Genomic DNA, 21,430 nt, shown 5'->3' with positions numbered 1-21,430 from the left:
GACCATTTAACTGATTATCATTCATTCTTAATTCTCCTGACTACTGACTACTGGCTACTGACTCCTAACCCTAACAACAATTTTTGATTTTTACAAGAGGTTAATTGTCATTTTTTCAAGTCACTTGAATGCCTGTATCGGTGATTGGGGCTATCCAAAATTGTAGATCGGGAGCGACGAGAATTTCCCGGGCCTCTTTAACGATAGTTTCCGCCACTTCCTGAGATGAACAGAGAGTAAAAACCGTCGGGCCAGAGCCTGACATCATCGTTCCCAAGCCGCCTAAATCGCCCATAACCTGTCTTAACTCGGCTACGAGGGGAAATTCGGGTAAAACCACCTTTTCGAGGTCATTATGGATAAATTTGCCGATAGCGGCTGGTTTTTTCTGGGCAATCGCTTGTACCAAAGCCCCGGAACTCACCTGCTGACGACGGTGATGAAATTCCTCTGGAGAAGACAGATAGGTATCTTGAAATTTTTGCCGATAGCTTTGGTAGGCCCAGGGTGTAGAAACGGATAAATGATCGTATTTAGCTAAAATCACCCATAATCCGGTCAGAGGAGCGATCGGATCGAGAATTTCTCCTCTTCCCGTACAGATAACCGTTCCTCCTGTCACACAAAAGGAAGTATCGGATCCCAATCTTGCCGCTAAAGTTTCTAATTCCGGACGGGTTAACCCTAATTCCCAGATTAAATCGATGCCGACTAACACCGCCGCCGCATTGGTGGACCCCCCCGCTAAACCGGCAGCCACGGGAATATATTTCTCGATGCTGATATCGATGCCGCCGTAATTGGCAAAGATGCGGGGGAATTCCCTCGCCATCAAAGTGGCGGCGCGATGGGCGAGATTACTGCTATCTTGGGGGACGAGGGGATGATGGCAAAAGAGGCGGAATTCCTGCAATCCGTTGGGCCGGAGAGTGATGCGATCGCATAATGCCACCGTCTGCATCACCATCACTAACTCGTGGAAACCATCAGGACGATCGCCAACGATTTCTAGATATAAATTAATTTTAGCGGGGGCTAGAAGGGTATAACTGTGCATTTGTCAAGAAAAAAAATCTAAAATTTTGGCAATTGATCTAATTTTTCCGCCAAGTCAATCCATTGCGATAAACTGAGATCTTCGGCGCGAGCGAGGGGATTAATCTCTAATTGTGTCAGGATTTGGCTTAATCGATCGCTATCCAGACAATTTTTTAGATTATTGCGTAACATTTTGCGCCGGTTGGCAAAACCCCAGCTAATTAAAGTGGATAAAAAGGCTGGATTGCTGACATTATTCGGCAAAACACGGGGTAAAAGCTGAATTACCGCCGAATCCACCCGGGGAGAGGGAGAAAAGGCCCGCCGGGGTACGTCACAAATCCATTGACAATCGGCAAGGTATTGAATGCGGACGCTGAGAGCGCTGTAAGCTTTGGTGGAGGGGACAGCGACTAATCTTTCGGCGACTTCTTTCTGGACTAAGAGGGTAATACTCTGGTAAGGGGGGGTGAAGGGATGGGCGATCGAACCGAGCAGCTTTTCGAGAATCGGACCGGTGATATTATAGGGAATATTAGCCACTACTTTATTAACCGGCGGCAGTTGCTCCGGTTTAAGGGTAAGAAAGTCCCCCGGGATGAGATGAAAGTTATCTTGTTGGCCAAATTTTTTGTTTAAAATTGTCCATAGATCTCGATCGATTTCTACAGCGACAACCAATCGAGCGCCATCGAGAAGATGACGGGTTAAAATGCCTGTACCCGGGCCGATTTCTAATACCCGATCCTCTGATTGTAAATTAGCAGCGCCGATGATGCGATCGAGTATCGATTCATCTTTTAACCAATGTTGTCCAAAACGTTTACGCGGTTGAATTTTCATCCCTTTATTTTAAAGTCAGAGGGTTGTCCTCAACAATAACACCCCTGAAAATATGGGCCATGCGATCGATAACCGCATCAATTATCATAGAGCCTAGACAAAGATAGCAAAAAAATTAGAGACAATGTCAGATTTGAACGATGTTTTCGCAATTGTAGCCGGAGCGGTTCCGGGGGCGTTATCTCGTTATCATATTACCGAATGGACAAAAGCGAAATTCGGCTTACGCTTTCCATCTGGAACTTTTATTATTAACTTAACTGGCTGTCTAGCTATCGGCTTTTTTTGGGCTATTTTACCCAGTTTTCCCTTTTATTCCCACGAACTAGATTTAATGGTGAGAACGGGATTTTTAGGAGCTTATACGACCTTTTCTACCTATAGTTTAGATATCCTGATCCTCTGGCGCAATCAACAAAATTTTCTCAGTCTTTTTTTTGCCGTTGCTAGTATCATTTTCGGATTGATTGCCGTGAGAATTGGGGCAGCTATTGCCCAAGTTTTTCTAGGTTAAGTAGGTAGGCGTTAAAAACTATCAGATCCCCCCGCCTATCGGCACCCCCCTTATTAAGGGGGGCAGGGGGGATCGAACCTAAAATCCATTTTTAATTTAATTATAACCAGCTACTTAATTCTCCAATTTATTGACTATTTAAGGGCAGGAGAGACAGCATGAATTTTTTCAGAGGACGTTATGGTCTATCCGTGGCGATTGGGGCTATTTTTGGGGCTTTGAGTCGTTTTTATATTGCGAAATTAGTTGAAAGTCTTTTCGGTCAAGAATGGCAATTTTTGGGGACATTTTTTGTTAATGTTTCTGGCTGTTTAATTATGGCCTATATCTTTACTATGATTAGGGAAAATATTCGCATAATTGCCCCAGAATTAGGATTGATGATTGCCACGGGTTTTTGTGGTTCCTATACAACTTTTTCCGCCTATAGTTTGGAGTCTAACAAGTTTTTAGAGCAGGGAAACGTGACTTTCGGTTTAATTTACTGGTTGGGCAGTGTTCTTGGGGGGATGATGGCGCTTAAAATTGGAGTTATTTTAGCAAGAACAGGTTTTCCTAGATGAGTTATTAAATAGATTTTGCGTCTGATCCCCCCTGCCCCTAGGGTTGATTCATAGTAGGGTTGATTCATGAATCAACCCTACTACCTTGATCAGGGGGGTGTCTGACAACTTTTAACACCTAACTACTTAAGCATCTCAGCACAATTGAGACTATCTTTTTCCTTTCCTACTCAGTCTTAACAAGTGATGTCTCGATTGGTTTGAAACCAACTGCCTTCGAGTAATCTTAGTATATGGACTGTTTTGACATTTTCACGCCATCAAGGGGTATAGAGGGCGATTTTCCCAAGATTATCGCCCCGATAAAACCCGCTCCACCCGTCACAAAAGCACGCACTGCTCAGACTTTCCCCTATTTTCACTTCCTATCGGTAACTGAAATTTAATCACCTTAACTTTATTATTACTATACCTTAATCTTAGTCAAGATTTAAGCTTTTCTTGATATAATTTTGGGTCTGGTTATCTTAAACTAAGAGCAGCCAATCTTCAGTAAAAACACTCCTATGGATACATCTCCAGACACGAGTTTTGTTTGTCCGATTATTATCGAAGACGACAGAACAGGATTAGACACAGAAACTATCCGACGGGCTTTAAGGGATAATTTACTCTATATTCAAGGTAAATTACCGGAATTAGCCAGCAAAAACGATCTTTATATGGCCCTAGCCTATACAATCCGCGATCGTTTATTGCAGCGTTGGTTAACCACCCAACAAACCTATCTAAAAAAAGATGTCAGAACCGTTTGTTATCTCTCGGCAGAATTTTTAGTCGGTCCCCATTTGGCCAATAATTTAATTAATCTCGGTATCTACGAACAGGTCCAGAAAGCTGTCAGCGAATCGGGATTAAAACTAGAAGAATTAATTGCCCAAGAAGAAGAACCGGGGTTAGGAAATGGTGGTTTAGGTCGTTTAGCTGCCTGTTATCTCGATTCCCTTTCTACCCTAGAAATTCCAGCTATTGGTTACGGTATTCGCTACGAATTTGGTATCTTTGATCAAGAAATCCACGACGGTTGGCAGGTAGAAATAACCGATAAGTGGTTACAGTATGGAAATCCCTGGGAAATTGCCCGACCGGAATCATCGGTAGAGGTAAAATTTGGCGGTTATACCGAATCCTATACCGACGAAAATGGTAATTATCGCAGTCGTTGGATTCCCGATTATGTAGTCAAAGGAATTCCCTACGATACCCCAATTCTCGGCTATCGAGTTAACACCGCTAATACCATGCGTCTCTGGAAATCAGAAGCTTGTGAATCTTTTGATTTTGGTCGCTTTAATCGCGGCGATTATTATGGTGCGGTGGATAATAAAGTTCACTCGGAAAATATCAGTAAAGTTCTCTATCCTAACGATGAACCAATTCAAGGCAAAGAACTGCGTTTAGAACAGCAATATTTCTTTGTTTCCTGTTCCCTACAGGATCTGATTCGTATTCACTTATATGAGAACCCTAGTCTCGATAATTTTCATCAAAAATGGTCAGTACAATTGAATGATACTCACCCTTCCGTCGGGGTAGCTGAGTTAATGCGCTTGTTAATTGATGTGCATCATTTCGATTGGGATAAAGCTTGGTTTATTACTCAAAATACCTTCGCCTATACTAATCATACTCTTTTGCCAGAAGCTTTAGAAAAATGGCCTTTGAGTATTTTTGGTCGTCTTTTCCCCCGATTAATGGAAATTATCTATGAAATTAACTATCGTTTCTTGGATAAAATTCGCATTATTTATCCCCAGGATGACGGCAAAATGTCCCGTTTGTCTATAATCGATGAAAGCGGCGAAAAATACGTCCGTATGGCTCATCTCGCCTGTGTGGGTTCCCAGGCAATTAATGGGGTGGCAGCCCTCCATACAGAATTACTGAAAAAAGATGTTCTGCGCGATTTCTATGAACTCTTTCCCGAAAAGTTTAGCAACAAAACCAATGGAGTTACTCCCCGGCGCTGGATGGTTTCTAGTAATCCCCGCTTGACTTTTGCGATTACCGAAAAAATCGGCGAAAATTGGATTAAGCATCTGGAGGATTTACGCGGTTTAGAAAACTATGTGGATGATGGGGGATTTCGGGACTCTTGGCGACGAATTAAATACGATATTAAGGCAGATTTAGCCAATTATATCGATAAAAAAGTTGGTATTAAAGTTGATCCTAGTACCCTCTTTGATGTCCAGGTAAAACGCATTCACGAATATAAACGGCAACATCTCAACGTTTTACATATCGTCACTCTCTATCATCGTCTCAAAAATAACCCCAATCTCGATATTACCCCCCGTACCTTTATTTTTGGTGGGAAGGCAGCCCCGGGTTATTTTATGGCAAAATTAATCATTAAATTGATTAATTCTGTGGCAGAAGTGATCGATAATGATCCGACGATTGGAGGACGTTTAAAAGTGGTTTTCCTACCTGATTATAATGTCACCTTCGGTCAACGGGTTTATCCAGCTGCCGACTTGTCTGAACAAATTTCCACCGCCGGGAAAGAAGCTTCGGGAACTGGTAATATGAAATTCTCTATGAATGGGTCCTTAACTATCGGCACTCTCGATGGGGCAAATATCGAAATTCGTGAAGAGGTGGGGGCGGAAAATTTCTTTCTTTTTGGCTTGACAACCGAGGAGGTTTATGCTAAGAAAGCCGCCGGTTATAATCCCCAAGAATACTATTACCATAACGAAGAATTGCGGGCAGTATTAGACCTCATTGGTTCGGGATTTTTTAGCCGGGGTGATAGTAGTTTATTCCGCCCGCTTGTGGATAATCTTATCTACAATGATCCCTATATGTTACTGGCCGATTATCAATCCTATATCGACTGTCAGGAAGGAGTCGGTTGGGCCTATAAAGATCAAGAACATTGGAGTCGTTTAGCAATTCTTAATGTGGCCCGCATGGGAAAATTCTCTAGCGATCGCTCGATTCGGGAATACTGCGAGGAAATCTGGCGGATACAACCGGTAAAAATTGAATTACCCGATTATATTCAAGCTAATGCTGGTTTATCGGTAAATTAGAACAAATCTAGGCAGTAGGATCCTGTTTATTTGTCCTACTGCCCACAGGATAACGAGTCATGGGCGACTCTAATCTAGATTTTTACGGGATTGACGGGGCTCGAACCCGCAACTTCCGCCGTGACAGGGCGGTGCTCTAACCAATTGAACTACAATCCCATTTTTGCCACATTTCTGATTGTAACTTCATCATTAGGGTTATGTCAAGCACCTCTGGGAAAATTTTTTTGAGGGAAGTGGGGAAGTGGGAAACAATTCATAACTGGGTTTTTAAAGTTGGATTGGTATCAATACTGAATTAAAGCCAAAAAATCCCCAATTAGGGATAGACCCTCTTTACAATGGGATTGTAATTAAGCTTGTTGGGAGCCTGAGCTATGACTAACCCGAATTCGATCGAACAGCTATCGCAGGAATTACTCGATCTAGACCAAGTAGATGCCGATACTGGGGCAGATTTGCGCCAAAAAGCCCAAGAAATCCTCGCTGAAACCACTATTGACCTGCCGATTCGAGAAGCGATCGCCGATAGTCTCAGTCAAGGCAATCAACTACTTACCCTCAAAACCGTCGGCAGGGAGGAAAGTTATTAGCACATTTTGGGTCAAAAGTCAAGATGAAAGAAAAAAATTTTTTTGTCTGGCTGGGGCGGTTTTTGGCCTCTTTTGGGCTGTTATCGGGGATAAGTGGCTGTAATTCCCCTCTTTTGATCACTCCTCAAGTTCCCGCCGGTGGTTTAAATAGTTTTGCTCCCGATCAATTTCCCAGTTATAGTGCTGATGGTCGCTATTTAGCCTTCGCTTCCGATCGCTCCGGTCGTCGTAGTATATATTTATTCGATCTGCAAGAAAAGCGCTTAGTTAATCTCCCTAACCTAAATCGTGGCGATTCTAGCCAAGATCAGCCATCTCTAAATGCTGACGGTCGTTTAATTGCCTATATCTCCAGCGAACGCGGTAAAAGTGATGTCATGGTTTATGATCGTTCCCGGTCCCGTGCAACCCTGTTAACCGCTAACCTGCGGGGAAGCGTCCGTAATCCCACCATTAGCGGTGATGGTCGCCAAATTGCCTTTGAAACCAACCAAGACGGTCAATGGAATATTGCGATCGTTAACGGCCAATTTTAAACTTGTTCTACTCGGTCTTAATCGTTAAAACTTGCGGAGGAGTTGCATCTGGTGGATATAAAAAATTTACCTGTACTATATGCCAATCCCCGGGAGGAATAGTCAGAGTCACTAAAGATTGCCCCTCTTGTCCGCGTCTTTGGACGAGATGGAAAAATCTGCTTTGTGCCTGTCCCTGGTCATCGCTATAATTGACGGCTACTGTTCCCCGAAAAAACACTTGTGGGGCAGCCGGATCGAGAAAACGCAAACCCTGCCCAATAACATCCTCTTTAATCGGTGTTTCTAGCGAAATAGTCACTGTTTTCGCCTCATCACTTCCATTAAATAGAGGTAAACTTAACCTATATTCCACACCGTAATTACCATGAGCTTGATAGGCCGTATCGGGATAGCGAACTAACATACTAGCACTTTGATTTTGTTCCGTTCCCAGTTTGCCCCCGGGTAGGGTGCTAATCCCATAGGCTATAGATTGACCAGAATCAGGAATATTTAACCATAAAGAAGCTCGATCGACTAATCGGGCGGGCCAAGCTGAACCTTGGGACACCCCCGCTACCCGTCCATAAATTATCTGTCCTTGACTATTGGGAGGAGTGGGCGATTGATCGCGCGGAGTCGATAAATCGCCTTTTTCTAGCAAATTTTGCCACTCTGTCAGATTTGGTGGTCTTTCCTGTCCATTTTCATCTAGGGGTGCATAAAGAGCTAAACTAGCAGCGTAGAGAAGACCGTCACTTTCCAGACGAAGATAAGTGGATCTCCCGTTTAAAGGGGGAGTCAAATCGCGCACGGGAATCGCCGCATTTAAGACCATAAAACTCTCCCCCGCCGGAATAATAATCCTATCGGGAAAAATATCCTGACGCTGCCCCATTAAAATATCCCCCATTACCCGACTTCCCGGCCCGGCAAAAACCGTCCCCTGATTATTTTCCACTTGTGCAGGTAAATCGATAAAAGCTGCATCCGGTTGACTCAAATAACTGGCCCCTTGCAGAATTTTAACGGTCACGGGATTAGGACTGGGATTGTGGAGTAATATACCCAGATAAAGGGTGCGTAAATTATCGGGAAAATTCCCCCTGGCTATATGGTGGGCAAAAATATCAAAGCGTCCCTGAAAAGCATAATTTAAATGGGCCGAGGGGAAACTTTTCTCTTGGGGGGGAAAAGTCGAAAGTAAAATCCCTTCTCCTAGCAATAATTCGGGACTATTGCTATTAAAAACGGGAACTTGATCTAGTTGATTCGGTAAAGGACGCACCTGCACCGGTCGAATTATTTCTACACTAGGGGGAGTTTGGGCAATGGGTAGCAAAACAGGCAAGATCACACAAATTACCATCTCAAGATAATTAATTTTTGATCATAGCATTACTGGCTCGCTCAATTTAGATAGTATCCTGTTTGTCCATATCTAGAGGATTGGTTAATATTTCTTTTGGGTGTTAGCTGACCTTTTTAGTTAAGTAGTTGGTTATAATTAAATTAAAAATCGATTTTAGGTTCGATCCCCCCTGCCCCCCTTGATAAGGTAGGGTTGATTCATGAATCAACCCTACCCTTGATAAGGGGGGTGTCTGATAATTTTTAACGCCTACCTACTTAAGTACAATCAAGAAAAATTATCAAATTTCCCAATCGTTATTGGCTCTTGCCATTGAGCAAATCTATTGTCATCATAGACTAAAATCTAGATGTAGCCGATGTCTAGATATCGATCGAGCCGGAATTGTTATGATAAATTCATGAAGTTTTATAACAGTATTTCCCCGTGAACATGAACCAAATTGACTATCTCAGGATTAGTTTAATCGATCGCTGTAACTTTCGCTGTCAGTATTGTCTGCCTGAAGATGCAGAATTGGCATCTGTTCGACCGCAAGACTTACTCACCCGGGAGGAAATTCTTACTTTAGTCAAAAATGTCTTTATTCCCCTCGGTTTCCGCAAATTTCGCCTTACTGGTGGGGAACCTCTCTTACATCCCGAAGTAGTGGAGATTGTGCGCGATATCGCCTCTTTATCTGCTACTAGCGATTTAGCCTTGACCACTAACGGCTATTTACTTGACAATTTAGCCGAAATGTTGTATGAAGCCGGACTAAGACGGATTAATATCAGTTTAGACTCCCTCGACCCCGACACTTTCGATAAAATTATCGGTAATCGCGGCCGGAGTCGTTGGCAAAAAACTTGGGCAGGTATTCAAGCAGCCCAGAGGGTGGGTTTTGACCCCTTAAAATTGAATGTGGTGGTGATTCCGGGGATAAATGAGGCAGAAGTGGAAGATTTAGCGGCTTTGACCATCGATAAGCGTTGGCACGTCCGTTTTATCGAGTTTATGCCCATCGGTAACGGTGATTTATTTCAAGAAAAAGCTTGGATTGCGAACGAGGAATTAAGGGGGCGAATTCGGGCAAAATGGGGCTTAAATGAGGGTCAAGTGCGGGGAAATGGTCCGGCCGATGTTTTTCAAATTCCGGGGGCTAAGGGTACAATCGGCTTTATCAGTCAGATGTCGGAGTGTTTTTGCGATCGCTGTAACCGCCTACGTCTCTCGGCCGATGGTTGGTTGCGTCCCTGTCTCCTCAACGAAACCGGACAAATTGACCTAAAAACTGCCCTCCGTCAGGGAATTTCGCCGGCAGAAATCAGGGAAAGAGTGCGGGAATTAATAGAACTGAAGGCAGAAATAAACTTTAAACTGCGTGATTCCGGCACATCAAGTGGCATTTATACCCGTACTATGTCCCAAATTGGCGGCTAAAAATCTACTGTCCGAATTCTATTCTAGCCTGTTCTACCATTTCCACGGTAACTCGATCGGAACCGGCATGACGAGCTAATTCTTCTATTCTTTGACGCGCTTGGGAACGAACAAAATAGGGAATATTTTTCAGCTTTGCCTTGGCTTCTGCGGTCCATTGTAGTTGATCGGAAAAATCTAGATCTTCCATAGATTTAACATATAGTAGTCCGTCTATTATACCAAAAAAGATTAGCTATTTATTAAAAAGCTGATTAAATGATGAGTTTCTTGACAGCGATCTTTTCCTGTCTGCTCAATTAGTTAGGGGCGATGATAGGCAATAAGCTAGGACTTATTTTACTCTTGCCTCTTGCCTTATCTTAACAAGTAATTTAAATGCACGGGCAGCTTATTTTTAGCAATCTTTCTTTTTCACCTTTCTTTTAATTTTAGGTTTCTGCTAGGTCGAAATTTACTCTTTGATATAAATCTTGAAAAGAAATCTGCCAATCTACCGACACCAATTGTAAAACCGCATTTTCCCCCGTGACGAAATCAATTAACCATTGATCATCCTTTTGTTTAGAGTAACGTTCCACACTATAACTAGATTGTTCAATCAGAATATATTCCTGAAAAGTTGGCAAGGAACGATAGAATTTAAACTTATCCCCTCGATCATAAGCTTGGGTGGAATTAGAGAGAACTTCGACAATAATTAAAGGATTGATCACGTTAGATTGACTATTACCTTGATAGAGAGGTTGACCTTGAATCACCATCACATCAGGATAGGTGTAAATACTATAATCTGACAGCCATAAACGCACCGTTTCCATGTATGTATAATAATCTTGATTATTGATAGTCAGAGGAAATCTTCGATAGAAGTTTCCAGCAATCTGATTGTGATTAGTTGTTGCTCCTACCATTGGGATAATTTCTCCTTGACGATATTCATGTTTATCTTCGGACGTTTCCTCTAGGGCGAGATATTCTTCGGGAGTATAATATTTAGTTTCAGTAGCGCTTAACATTTTTGAATCTCCTTCCTATTCTATTTTCTAGGATACAGCATTTCTCTAAAAAGAGATAAAGTTATGCTTGAGCAAGGCTATCAATTGAGTTACTCGCATCATATTTTTCCCGTAATCTCTGGCAAAAAATGCTGAGAAATCCATAATTAAAAATCTAACTATCAAAATTGCTCACGCCAAGGGTTAAAATAAACTAGATAAATAGTTTTATGTTTAGTTTCTCCTATGTTTAACTGGTTCCGTCGTCAGAAACTCCAACCCGAACAAGAACAAGCACCCCCCGCACCCGTAGAGGAGACCCCCAGCGAGGCAACCCCGACGACTAGCGAGGCAACCAGTCAGGAAGAGTATTTAGATTGGGCCAAAAAAGCCTTTAAAAATATTCAAGAGAAAAAAGCCACGGCCGAGGCCGTCGTGAGCGAAACCCCTGAAACATCTATTGCTGAAACAGAACCTCCGCAAGAGGAAGAACCAGTTAAAGAAGAAGAAACCGAGTATAATACCCCCGCATGGCTGAAAAAATCCGATCGCCTCGAAATTCTCAAAGAAACCGCCATCGAAACCCCCACAGAACCAGATGAGGATTTTATCTGGTCGGCCAAAGTTTTAGCCAATCAGGGACGACAAGCAGAGGACGTTTCGGAAGAAGAAATCACCTGGTTAAAAAAATTGCGTCAGGGTTTAGGCAAAACGCGCCGCAGCTTGGTCAATCAGCTTAAGGCCGTGGTCGGTCAGGGACCCCTCAATCAAGATGCGGTGGAGGAAATCGAAGCTTTATTGCTTCAGGCTGATGTGGGGGTAGGTGCCACCGATTATATTATCACTACCCTCCAAAATAAGCTAAAACAGGAATCTTTACCCCCCGAAAAAGCGATCGAATATCTCAAAGAAATTATCCGCGAGATTTTAGATGCACCTTTAGCAAATTATAGCAACCCCGGTTTTGAGCCAGAAAAAGGTAAATTAAATATCTGGATGCTCACAGGAGTTAACGGAGTCGGTAAAACGACGACTATCGGCAAATTAGCCCATTTATCTAAACAATCTGGCTATAGCTGTATGATCGCCGCTGCCGACACCTTTCGCGCTGCTGCCGTGGAACAGGTGAAAGTTTGGGGAGAGCGATCGCAAGTCGAAGTAATTGCCAACCCGGGCAAAAATACCGACCCGGCCGCCGTGGTGTACGATGGCATCGAAGCCGCTAAATCCAGGGAGGTAGAATTACTCTTAGTGGATACGGCGGGAAGATTGCAGAATAAAAAGAACTTAATGGCAGAATTAAGCAAAATTCGCCGCATTATCGACAAAAAAGCCGAGAGTGCCGTGGTGGAATCCCTTCTAGTTCTCGATGCCACTTTAGGACAAAACGGGCTGCGACAAGCAGAGGTTTTCTCGGAAGCTGCCCAATTAAGCGGCGTGATCCTGACTAAAATCGATGGTACAGCTAAAGGGGGTGTTGCCCTTGCCGTGGCGCGTCAGCTTAACCTACCGATTCGCTTTGTTGGCGCTGGGGAAGGAATCGAGGATCTGCGGCCTTTTTCCAGTTACGAATTCGTGGAAGCTTTACTGAGTGGCGATTAATCTCACCCTAGCTATCTTTCATAATCTTTTCATGGTTGCTTCATAATTGTCTCATTTTTAGCTATGCTAGAAATGGAGACTCGGGATAACAACTATGCAAAGGACAATTACAGTTAGTCATCTAGGAGTATATTATCGCGGCGTGGAAGCCCTACGGGATATCACCCTGAAAATTTATCCAGGACGATTAACCGGTATTATCGGTCCCAACGGTGCGGGCAAAAGTACCCTGATCAAAGCCATGCTAGGATTAATTCCCGTACAACAGGGAAGCGTTAACTATCAAGGGCAATCTCTACAGCAACAACTGGATAAAGTCGCTTATGTTCCCCAAAGATCTCAAATCGACTGGACCTATCCCGTCACCGCTTGGGATGTGGTGATGATGGGGAGAGTCAGAAAAACGGGTTGGTTTCGTCCTTTTTCCCATATTAGTCGTCAACAGGCTTTAAATGCCCTAGAAAGGGTGGAAATGGCTGATTTACGCCATCGTCCCCTCGGTCAGTTGTCGGGGGGACAACAGCAAAGAGTCTTTTTAGCCAGATCTTTGGCCCAAGAAGCGGAGATTTTCTGTTTTGATGAACCTTTCGTTGGGGTAGATCAAAAAACCGAGGGGATTCTTTTTAATATCTTTGGTGAGTTAGCCCAAGAAAATAAAATTGTCATGGTGGTTAACCATGATTTAGGCGAATCTATCACCCATTTTGCTGATTTAATCCTCTTAAATAAAGAATTGATCCTCGCCGATCAACGATCTAAGGTCTTAACTGATTTTAATCTCCGGCGTGCATACGGGGGTAAAGTCTCCTTCTACGATGCCATGACACCACCAGATCATCGCCGATCGAGTCTCGATTATCTCGATCGCCTATCGAAAAACAATGCGATAAACTAGAAGCGAAGATATTTTGGCTGACCGCCGATAGGGACACCAATGACAACTATTTCCCCGCAAGAAGTAACAGGAACGATCGAACTGGCTCCTAACTATCGAATTCCCCTGTTTTTGGTAATTTTATCGCTGCCATTGCTCTTTTTACAGGTCTGGCTCGGAATAATTTTCTCCCTGTTAGGCCTATTCTTGATGTTCCAGACTACCCGCATTCGTCTCCAGTTTACCCCTACCTCCTTAGATGTCTATCTGTCCGGGCAACAAATTCGCTCCTTTCCCTACCAAGAATGGCAAAATTGGCGGATTTTCTGGAATAAAGTCCCGATCCTATTTTATTTCAAAGAAATTAACAGCATTCATTTTTTGCCCATTATCTTTGACAGCGCAACCCTGAGACTGTGCCTGGAAAAATACTATCCTTTAGCAGCATCGCAAGCGATCGACTCAGAAGCGAACTAAGATTGAGATAAAATAAAATCTGGCAATTAATAGCGTCTTAAGTAGGTAGGTGTTAAAAATTGTCAGATCCCCCCGCCTATCGGCACCCCCCTTAATAAGGGGGTAAGGGGGGATCAAAGGCAAAATCTATCTTCTATTAATCAGAACCACTTACTTAATTGCCTGCCTTGGCCCTCTGTTCGCTCTGCATTTCTAAAGCCGATGAATTCAGAAGATTTTAATGTTTTACCCCTTGACAAAATGACAGACTTACCCAATGAATCTGTCGAAGAATTTAGTTTTGATGATCTCTGGAACGATCGCCCAGTAGAGAATCCCCTGCCATCGGCAATCGCCCCCGAAGGCGAATTAGTTCCCCCAGCGCAGGCGGAACCCCTGCGAGCAGAAATCGAGGCTCTAGAACGGCAAAAACAGAGCCTAGCGGCAGAAATCTCGGCATTAAAAGCGGAAAAAGAACGCTTGATCGCCGAGGAACTCGGGGATATCAAAGCTCAAATCGAAAGAATGCTCAAGGAAGGCGTAAAAGACCTAGAACAACGCAAACAGGCTTTAGAATTGGCGATCGAACAGTTAGAACGCCGTCGTGAGCGCATTCGGCAGGAAATGCGGAGTAATTTCGCCGGAGTCTCCCAGGATCTAGCCGTGCGGGTTCAGGGATTTAAAGACTATCTGGTGGGCAGTTTACAGGATTTGGCCGCGGCTGCCGAACAGTTGGAATTACCCCGTTTTGAAACCCCCGAAAAATCCCCCCGACCCGTGGAACCTCCCCTGCGGACCGAACGGGAGGAAAACCCGCGCCGATCCCGTGGCAGTCAAGGCCGGGATGATCGCGAAGAAAGTCCCCGTCCCCCCCGTACCAGTAACCAGGGCCGGGATAATTGGCAAGAACCCCGTCGTTCTAACCGTTCGGGTTATGAATCGGAACCGGTGGGACAATCCCCCCCCAGACAGGGCTTTTCTGACCAAAATCAGCGCATCCAAGCTCTTTTAGACCGTTATCGCAGTCGTCCTGATTATTACGGTCCCCCTTGGCAACTACGGCGCACTTTTGAACCAATTCACGCCGAACGGGTGCAACAGTGGTTCTTTAAACAGGGGGGACGGGGTACTGTTCGCGGTATGGGCAGCCGTCTCCAGAATATTCTGGTGGCTTCGGCAATTATCTCGATTATGGCGGAATTACAGGGCGATCGCTTCCGTTCTCTCGTTCTGGCGAATAGTCCCGAACGTTTAGGCGAATGGCGGCGCGGTCTCCAAGATTGTCTCGGCATTTCCCGCGCCGATTTTGGACCAGACCGCGGCATCGTTCTCTTTGAGTCTCCCGAAGCTTTAATCCAAAAAGCGGAACGTTTAATCGACGATAAGTATTCACCGCTCATTATCATCGATGATACCGAAGAACGACTGAATTTCGCTCTTTTACAATTCCCCTACTGGTTAGCTTTTGCCCCTGAACCTCAACAAAGTTCTAGTTATTGGTATTAACTAATTAGCCCTTGAGTATTGCGATACATTGGGCTAAAGAAGCGTTAGTTTTCACCGCTTGCGGGTTAATATGGGTGGCAGCGGCTCGATAACCTTGTTTTAAGAGAGCTGCAATTAAATCTTCCCTTTTGGGTAGATCTAATTTGCCCCTTCTCCCAATTTCCCGAAAGCTATAAAAGTAGGGAGGAAAATCGTTTTCTTCCCTCATTATTTCTAGCAATTTAACTACCTTTTTCCACTGCCATTGCTCGGCTAAATCTGCCATTTTTTCTAGATAAAAGCGATCGTGTAAACTGCCTAACCACAAGGGTCCAGTTAAGGTTAAAGGTTGCCCGTCCCCAGAACAAACTATCTTGCCTAACTTCGGCCAAGGCACTGATTGATATTCCCCGCAGCTATGACAATAACCGAGAAAACCGTAGTTATGACTATTTAATTGTCTATTAGCCGTTAACCGCACCATCACCCGATAACTTTGACCGAAAAAAAAGGAAAAAATCGGCGTAATTCCTAAACCTAACCGGGCCGATTCTAATTGCAAACCGGCGATAATTAATCTTAATCCCTGTTCGTGGGCAGCCGGATGATTGCGAGCAGATGCTCCATAATCAGCTAAACTATTTTCTAGATTATGACCCGTCAGCGTCCGTCCATCGGTATTAGTTAGATAAATTAAACCACCGATTTTAGTGGCTAAAGGAATGGCACTAAACAGAGATGCAGGAGAACCAAAAGCATCAATATCAACTAGATCGTAATGGTCTTTTTCAAGATAACATTCTAGGAGAACTTCTTGAGCAGATTTATAGGTTATTTTGCCTTTTTTCTGTTGTAATAAATTCTCTAAATTAGCTGCTAAAGTTGGCTTAATTTCTGGATTACCATCATTAACCCACAGCCAATCCGCACCACTTTCTAACCAATACCTGAGCGCTCGCACACCAGAGCCGCTCATTACTTCTAAAACGCGCAAACTGCCCCGCTCTTTTTGGGCAATTGCCGCCGCTAAAACTCCTAAATCTCGGACGATTTTACTCTCCAGTCTATAGAAAGTATTGTTGATATTAAATATCGCTTTTTCTTCCTGCATCGCTCATCTCATAATTAGCCCTCGGCGGAAAGGGTCAACCACTGCCAAAATCCATCAGACATCAAGATAGAAGATAAATCTAAAGAAAGTGTGAAATTATCAAAAATTCCCGATTTTTTTACTATTATATCCCTAAAAAGCTGATAGTTTCCCCATAAGAACGGCAAATTGAAGATAAAAAAATAACTATTTTTTAATATCCTATAACAGTTTAATCCGGTTTGATGGGAGATAACCTAAAAGCAAAATCATTCAACCTTGATATAGAGATGAAAAAGTATCTAGCAGAGTTCATCGGGACGTTTTGGCTCGTTCTCGGTGGTTGCGGTAGTGCCGTTTTAGCGGCAGTATTTGTGGGTAAAGCCAAGAGTGTCGTAGATGGTGCTGATTTTAATATCCATCTGGGGATTTCTTTTGTGGGTGTGTCCCTTGCCTTCGGTTTAACCGTCCTCACTCTTGCCTACGCTTTAGGGCATATTTCGGGGGGACATTTTAATCCCGCCGTTTCCTTCGGTCTCTGGGCAGGTAAACGCTTCCCCGGTTCGGAACTACTTCCCTACATCATCGCTCAAGTTTTAGGGGCGATTTTAGCGGCAGTAATTATCTACATTATTGCCAGTGGTCAACCCAGTTTCGCTCTGGGAGGCAGTAACCCTCTGGCCACCAATGGTTTCGGAGAACATTCTCCCGGTGGTTACAGTTTATTCGCCGCTTTGGTCACGGAAGTGGTCTTGACCTTCATGTTCTTAATCATCATTTTAGGCTCTACCGATCGACGCGCTCCGGCCGGTTTTGCTCCCATCGCTATTGGTTTAGGATTGACCTTAATTCACTTAATTAGTATTCCCGTGACCAATACCTCCGTTAACCCCGCTCGTAGTACTGGTGTTGCTCTTTTATGCGGTAATATGGCTCTCGTTGGTCAATTATGGTTATTCTGGATTGCTCCCATTGTTGGGGCCGTGGCGGCGGGTTTCCTCTACAATAGTTTCTTTGAAGAAACTTTAGAAGAAAGACGAGTTAGAGAATAAGTGGAAAGTTACCGCTAAAGTTTGATTGCTTCAAAAGTCAAGTGCTGATAGCGATTCCTGCGGGGTCGCTATTTTTTTCGTCCCCACCGACAAAATTGAGCAGCGCTCGTCGTCCCTGCTCACCTCGATCGAGTAAAGTAATCTCTAGATAATTTTCCGGTAAAAAAGTTAAACGTTCCGACCATTCGATCGCCACTATCCCTAAATCTACCTCGATTCCCTGCCAATAATTTTCTAGGTACAGGGCCTCGATATCTTGACCCTGCAAACGATACAAATCCAAATGATACAAAGGAAGGCGGCCTTCGTTATATTCGTTAACGAGGGTGAAGGTAGGACTAGCTATAGGCTCTTGAATGCCCAATCCTAAGCCAATTCCCTGTACTAAGGTGGTTTTTCCCGCTCCCAAATCGCCTTTTAATAAAATTACACTGCCAGAGGCCAAGGTTTGCCCCAGTTTTTCCCCTAAATTGACAGTAGCTTCTCGATCGGGTAAGTCGATAATCATTTTTTCCGCTAGGATGCCAATTAATCACTGATTTTAATATGAGTAGGTAGGCGTTAAAAGTTATCAGATGCCCCCCTTATCAAGGGGGGACTAAGGGGGGATCGGCACCCCCCTTATCAAGGGGGGCAGGGGGGATCGAACCTAAAATCCATTTTTAATTTAATTATAACCAGCTACTTAGCGATCAGAGCAGCTTTCTGACATCCTTGGCTCTGGGGGTCCAAATTTGGTCTTTATGATCGATAAAAATAAAAGCAGTTAAACTAATCTCTTATCTTTTAGTCTTGCCTTTGGTCAAATGGTCGCTATCAGGACAGAAATAAGCGATCGGCGAAACCTTCCGGTAGATTAGACTAAATGGGAGTTGGTTAACTGCTTTTATAAAATTGATTGTTCCCTAACCATCAGCATTGTCTAGGGTCGAAGGGAATAAAACAACCGAAGTTTAGGACTTTAAGCCAGAAGTTAAGAAAAACAGTGAAATTATTATTTTTGAGTAATGGCCACGGTGAAGATGAGATCGCGATCCGGATTATCAAAAGACTGCAATCATCTCCCCACTGTCCGGATATTACTGCTTTACCCCTAGTGGGTAACGGTTATGCTTATACTCGTCTGGGGATTCCCCTTCTCGATCGAGGTCAAAAAATGCCCTCTGGGGGTTTTATCACTAGCGATCCCAAACAATTATGGCGAGATCTGCGGGAGGGATTATTGGGATTAACCTCCCGTCAATACCGTCTGGTCAGAAATTGGGGCCAAGAAAGGGGAAAAATTGTCGCGGTGGGAGATATCTTACCCCTTGCCCTTGCTTGGTTGAGCGGGACAGATTATGCTTTTGTGGGAACGGCTAAATCAGAATACTATCTCCGGGATGAGCAGGGATGGTTAGATAGTAGCTCGATGATCGATCGCCTCTGGGGTTCCTATTATTATCCCTGGGAACGCTGGTTAATGGCTCATCCTCGCTGTCGGGGGGTTTTTCCCCGGGATAGTTTAACTAGCAAAATTTTACAACAGTGGTCAATTGCTGTTGTCGATGGGGGTAATCCGATGATGGATGACCTTTTACCCTCGATAACGGGCGATTTTCCCCAAGATTGCCTAAATATTCTGCTACTACCCGGTTCGCGCTTTCCCGAATCTCTCCACAATTGGCAGCAAATTCTCGCAGCTGTGGCGGCCATGATCGGCCGTTTTCCCGATTACAAGCTGGAATTTTTGGCAGCGATCGCTCCTTCTCTCCCCCCGGAATCTTTTACGGCTGCTTTAACTTCCCAGGGTTGGCGAGAACAAAGCATAAATAAGTTTATTTGTCAAGAAGTATTTATAACTATTTCTCAAAGGGATTACGCCGAATATTTAGGCCGTTGCCATTTAGCGATCGCCATGGCGGGAACTGCCACGGAACAGTTCGTCGGTTTGGGTAAACCGGCGATCACAATTGCGGGATCTGGACCACAGTTTACTCGCCATTTTGCCAAACTGCAACAGCGTTTATTAGGCTGTTCAATTCTCTTGGGCGATAGTGCCGAGTCAGTGCCAGACAAGTTAGAATATTTATTACAAAATCCCCCAAAGTGGCAAGAAATCGCCGTTAATGGTCGTCAGAGAATGGGATCGGCCGGTGCATCCGATCGCATTGCCCAATGGTTACTAGGCAATTTTTGCCCTTAAACGAAAGTATCGGTCTGATTTTCGCCGCTAGTGGGCCCCTCAAAAATAGTTTCTAGGGCGATTTTTTGGGCGCTTGGTTGTTGTCCGTAGCTGAAAAGATAGGGAATTTCTCCGCTTTGTTGACGAAACCACTGGAAAACGTAGGGACTACCATAAATAATCAATGCTTGAATTTGTCCAGTTTTCAGCAAAGCTTGATAGATAGCTTTTGTTTCCTCCCCTAATCCGGCACTACCCCGAAAAGGATTACCACGGATAAATACTTGTAGGAGAGTCGTTTCTGGGGAGACGAGGGACTGATTAAAGGTGCTACGGTCGATTATTTGCGTTTGATAACCCCATTGTCGGGGAATTGTCACCGCCGGACAAGAGCGATCAAGAAAGTCACAGTTGAGTAAATCATCGATAATGATTAAATTGCGGCCTTGAGTGGCTTTAATCGGTAAATTAGCGCTAACTGTTTGGGAATCTTTTAAAATATCCCTGACAATCTCTAGAGCTTGCGGTGCCGCTAAACTGCTTAAGGATTCTAAGGATGGCTGTCTTTGCCCTAATTTCTCTTTTGCTCGTTGAATACGCTGCCAAGAATCATTAATTCTGGCTTCGCTAATTGTACCCGCTTGCACGGCACTATACACCGCTTCGATCGCTTCGATCGGATCGGGAGGCATTAACAGTATATCGGCCCCCGCCTGTACCGCCCTCACTGCTAGGGCGGCAGCGCTGGCAATTTTGGTCACTCCTCCCATAATCAGGGCATCGGTGACGATTAAACCCTGAAAACCGAGATTTTGGCGCAGTTTTTCCCCGAGAATTTTCGAGGAAAGAGTGGCGGGAAACTCGGCATCCCAAGCGGGAATTAACAGATGGCCTGACATAATACTATCAACCCCCGACTCGATCGCCGCTTGAAAGGGCGGCAATTCGATCGCTTCTAGGCGATGATGATCGTGGTTGATGATAGGAAGATCAAGATGGGAGTCATTGCTGGTGTCACCGTGGCCGGGAAAATGTTTGGCCGTGGTCAAAACTGGATAGGAATCGGCCCCTAAAATAAAAGCTTGAGCTAGATTAGCGACGATTTCGGGAGTTTCAGCGAAGGAACGAATATTGATAACGGGATTGTCGGGATTATTGTTCACATCGACAATTGGGGCTAAAATCCAGTTAATCCCGATCGCTAGGGCCTCCTTAGCGGTAATTGCTCCCATTTCCCTAGCATATTCTGTGGCTTTTGTCAAGCTTTTTTCGGCTATTTTTCCTAAAGCCATTGGGGGGGGAAACCAAGTGGCGCCGGAAAACCTTTGGCCGACCCCCTCCTCGATATCGGCGGCGATGAGGAGAGGATTATCGCTGGACCAACTTTGTAATTGTTGGCTGCGGAAAGCGATTTCGGCGGCGCTGCCTCCTAATAGAATCACCCCACCGAGGTGGAGGGTTTCTAACCAATGTTTCAGGGTGGCGTTGACGGGTTCCCAAGCAGGATAGCGGATTTGTTGGTCAAAGAGATAGCCGGAAGCGCGGACTACTATCATCTGACCAATACGTTCTTTTAGGGATAAAATGCGATCGCTCACTATTCAGTTATCAGTTATCAGTTATCAGTTATCAGTTATCAGTTTCTGAAGGCAAGAGGCAACAGACAAGAGGCAAAAGGCAGAATCTGGCAATTCTCCTAGCTAAAAAGAAAGTTAGAAACTAAGCACATCAGAGATTTTAGCCTAACCAATTAGGTTTTAGTTTCTGGAAATTTATCAGGTTTAAGTTTTAAGTTGCCAGTTTTG

Annotated in this window: 20 protein-coding genes and 1 tRNA gene; 12 read left to right on the top strand and 9 right to left on the bottom strand. The window is 44.2% G+C overall.

Annotated elements, in window-relative coordinates:
- Window positions 1-115: 115 nt before the first annotated feature.
- On the bottom strand, window positions 116-1,057 hold the full coding sequence (ispE, locus tag O9334_RS16210) for a 4-(cytidine 5'-diphospho)-2-C-methyl-D-erythritol kinase (RefSeq protein ID WP_190380708.1): 942 nt from the start codon (window positions 1,055-1,057) through the stop codon (window positions 116-118).
- A gap of 17 nt (window positions 1,058-1,074) precedes the next feature.
- A complete protein-coding gene (gene rsmA / locus O9334_RS16205; protein WP_190380709.1) occupies window positions 1,075-1,881 on the bottom strand; it encodes a 16S rRNA (adenine(1518)-N(6)/adenine(1519)-N(6))-dimethyltransferase RsmA in 807 nt (268 codons plus the stop codon).
- Window positions 1,882-2,005: 124 nt separating this feature from the next.
- Between rsmA and crcB (O9334_RS16200) the strand changes: the two genes are divergently transcribed.
- From crcB (O9334_RS16200) to O9334_RS16190, 3 genes are all read left to right on the top strand, one after another.
- Window positions 2,006-2,395: a fluoride efflux transporter CrcB gene (crcB, locus tag O9334_RS16200; RefSeq protein WP_045360165.1), complete on the top strand. Its 390-nt coding sequence runs from the start codon at window positions 2,006-2,008 to the stop codon at window positions 2,393-2,395.
- Window positions 2,396-2,553: 158 nt separating this feature from the next.
- Complete coding sequence (crcB, locus tag O9334_RS16195) at window positions 2,554-2,958, top strand: fluoride efflux transporter CrcB (protein WP_288001190.1); 405 nt, start codon at window positions 2,554-2,556, stop codon at window positions 2,956-2,958.
- A gap of 506 nt (window positions 2,959-3,464) precedes the next feature.
- Window positions 3,465-5,999 carry a glycogen/starch/alpha-glucan phosphorylase gene (locus O9334_RS16190; RefSeq protein WP_288001189.1) on the top strand — a complete coding sequence of 845 codons (2,535 nt, stop codon included), beginning with the start codon at window positions 3,465-3,467 and terminating at the stop codon, window positions 5,997-5,999.
- 85 nt (window positions 6,000-6,084) lie between these two features.
- On the opposite strand, the gene O9334_RS16185 is transcribed toward O9334_RS16190, so the two are convergent.
- Window positions 6,085-6,158 (bottom strand) — tRNA-Asp (locus O9334_RS16185).
- Between the two features lie 218 nt (window positions 6,159-6,376).
- Here O9334_RS16185 and O9334_RS16180 point away from each other — a divergent pair.
- Together O9334_RS16180 and O9334_RS16175 are read left to right on the top strand one after the other, a co-directional pair.
- Window positions 6,377-6,592: a hypothetical protein gene (locus O9334_RS16180; protein ID WP_002797803.1), complete on the top strand. Its 216-nt coding sequence runs from the start codon at window positions 6,377-6,379 to the stop codon at window positions 6,590-6,592.
- Window positions 6,593-6,615: 23 nt separating this feature from the next.
- A complete protein-coding gene (locus O9334_RS16175) occupies window positions 6,616-7,128 on the top strand; it encodes a TolB family protein (RefSeq protein ID WP_002761577.1) in 513 nt (170 codons plus the stop codon).
- Between the two features lie 7 nt (window positions 7,129-7,135).
- On the opposite strand, the gene O9334_RS16170 is transcribed toward O9334_RS16175, so the two are convergent.
- Window positions 7,136-8,479: a DUF3370 domain-containing protein gene (locus tag O9334_RS16170; RefSeq protein WP_288001185.1), complete on the bottom strand. Its 1,344-nt coding sequence runs from the start codon at window positions 8,477-8,479 to the stop codon at window positions 7,136-7,138.
- A gap of 435 nt (window positions 8,480-8,914) precedes the next feature.
- Between O9334_RS16170 and moaA the strand changes: the two genes are divergently transcribed.
- A complete protein-coding gene (gene moaA / locus O9334_RS16165) occupies window positions 8,915-9,904 on the top strand; it encodes a GTP 3',8-cyclase MoaA (RefSeq protein ID WP_045360174.1) in 990 nt (329 codons plus the stop codon).
- Between the two features lie 4 nt (window positions 9,905-9,908).
- On the opposite strand, the gene O9334_RS16160 is transcribed toward moaA, so the two are convergent.
- Together O9334_RS16160 and O9334_RS16155 are read right to left on the bottom strand one after the other, a co-directional pair.
- Complete coding sequence (locus tag O9334_RS16160; RefSeq protein ID WP_046663139.1) at window positions 9,909-10,094, bottom strand: PCP reductase family protein; 186 nt, start codon at window positions 10,092-10,094, stop codon at window positions 9,909-9,911.
- 241 nt (window positions 10,095-10,335) lie between these two features.
- On the bottom strand, window positions 10,336-10,923 hold the full coding sequence (locus tag O9334_RS16155; RefSeq protein WP_190381323.1) for a Uma2 family endonuclease: 588 nt from the start codon (window positions 10,921-10,923) through the stop codon (window positions 10,336-10,338).
- Window positions 10,924-11,148: 225 nt separating this feature from the next.
- On the opposite strand from O9334_RS16155, the gene ftsY reads away from it, so the two are divergent.
- From ftsY to O9334_RS16135, 4 genes are all read left to right on the top strand, one after another.
- The gene (gene ftsY, locus O9334_RS16150; protein ID WP_288001181.1) at window positions 11,149-12,504 is read left to right on the top strand and encodes a signal recognition particle-docking protein FtsY; all 1,356 of its coding nucleotides are present in this window, start codon (window positions 11,149-11,151) and stop codon (window positions 12,502-12,504) included.
- A gap of 94 nt (window positions 12,505-12,598) precedes the next feature.
- Window positions 12,599-13,399, top strand: coding sequence for a metal ABC transporter ATP-binding protein (locus tag O9334_RS16145; protein WP_045360179.1), 801 nt, complete (start codon window positions 12,599-12,601; stop codon window positions 13,397-13,399).
- A 39-nt stretch (window positions 13,400-13,438) separates the two neighbouring features.
- Entirely contained in the window at window positions 13,439-13,855 is a 417-nt protein-coding gene (locus O9334_RS16140; protein ID WP_002751775.1) for a DUF3119 family protein, read from the top strand.
- 201 nt (window positions 13,856-14,056) lie between these two features.
- Window positions 14,057-15,340: a DUF3086 domain-containing protein gene (locus O9334_RS16135; protein WP_288001178.1), complete on the top strand. Its 1,284-nt coding sequence runs from the start codon at window positions 14,057-14,059 to the stop codon at window positions 15,338-15,340.
- A gap of 4 nt (window positions 15,341-15,344) precedes the next feature.
- Here O9334_RS16135 and O9334_RS16130 read toward each other — a convergent pair whose 3' ends face one another.
- Window positions 15,345-16,430 carry a class I SAM-dependent methyltransferase gene (locus O9334_RS16130; RefSeq protein ID WP_190380955.1) on the bottom strand — a complete coding sequence of 362 codons (1,086 nt, stop codon included), beginning with the start codon at window positions 16,428-16,430 and terminating at the stop codon, window positions 15,345-15,347.
- A gap of 269 nt (window positions 16,431-16,699) precedes the next feature.
- Between O9334_RS16130 and aqpZ the strand changes: the two genes are divergently transcribed.
- Entirely contained in the window at window positions 16,700-17,461 is a 762-nt protein-coding gene (gene aqpZ / locus O9334_RS16125) for an aquaporin Z (RefSeq protein WP_242017325.1), read from the top strand.
- Between the two features lie 37 nt (window positions 17,462-17,498).
- Here the strand turns inward: aqpZ and tsaE are convergent, their stop codons facing one another.
- Entirely contained in the window at window positions 17,499-17,969 is a 471-nt protein-coding gene (gene tsaE / locus O9334_RS16120) for a tRNA (adenosine(37)-N6)-threonylcarbamoyltransferase complex ATPase subunit type 1 TsaE (protein ID WP_045360183.1), read from the bottom strand.
- Window positions 17,970-18,446: 477 nt separating this feature from the next.
- Between tsaE and O9334_RS16115 the strand changes: the two genes are divergently transcribed.
- Entirely contained in the window at window positions 18,447-19,646 is a 1,200-nt protein-coding gene (locus tag O9334_RS16115) for a lipid-A-disaccharide synthase-related protein (protein WP_288001172.1), read from the top strand.
- Here O9334_RS16115 and O9334_RS16110 read toward each other — a convergent pair.
- On the bottom strand, window positions 19,643-21,223 hold the full coding sequence (locus O9334_RS16110; RefSeq protein WP_190380951.1) for a glycoside hydrolase family 3 N-terminal domain-containing protein: 1,581 nt from the start codon (window positions 21,221-21,223) through the stop codon (window positions 19,643-19,645). The two genes, O9334_RS16115 and O9334_RS16110, sit on opposite strands and share 4 nt — an antisense overlap.
- Between the last annotated feature and the right edge of the window lie 207 nt (window positions 21,224-21,430).

The sequence above is a fragment of the Microcystis sp. LE19-8.1F genome, from assembly GCF_027531715.1.
Lineage (GTDB): Bacteria > Cyanobacteriota > Cyanobacteriia > Cyanobacteriales > Microcystaceae > Microcystis > Microcystis wesenbergii_A.
The sequence above is the reverse complement of the archived record's forward strand: the minus strand, read 5'-3'. Positions and strand labels throughout refer to the sequence as shown.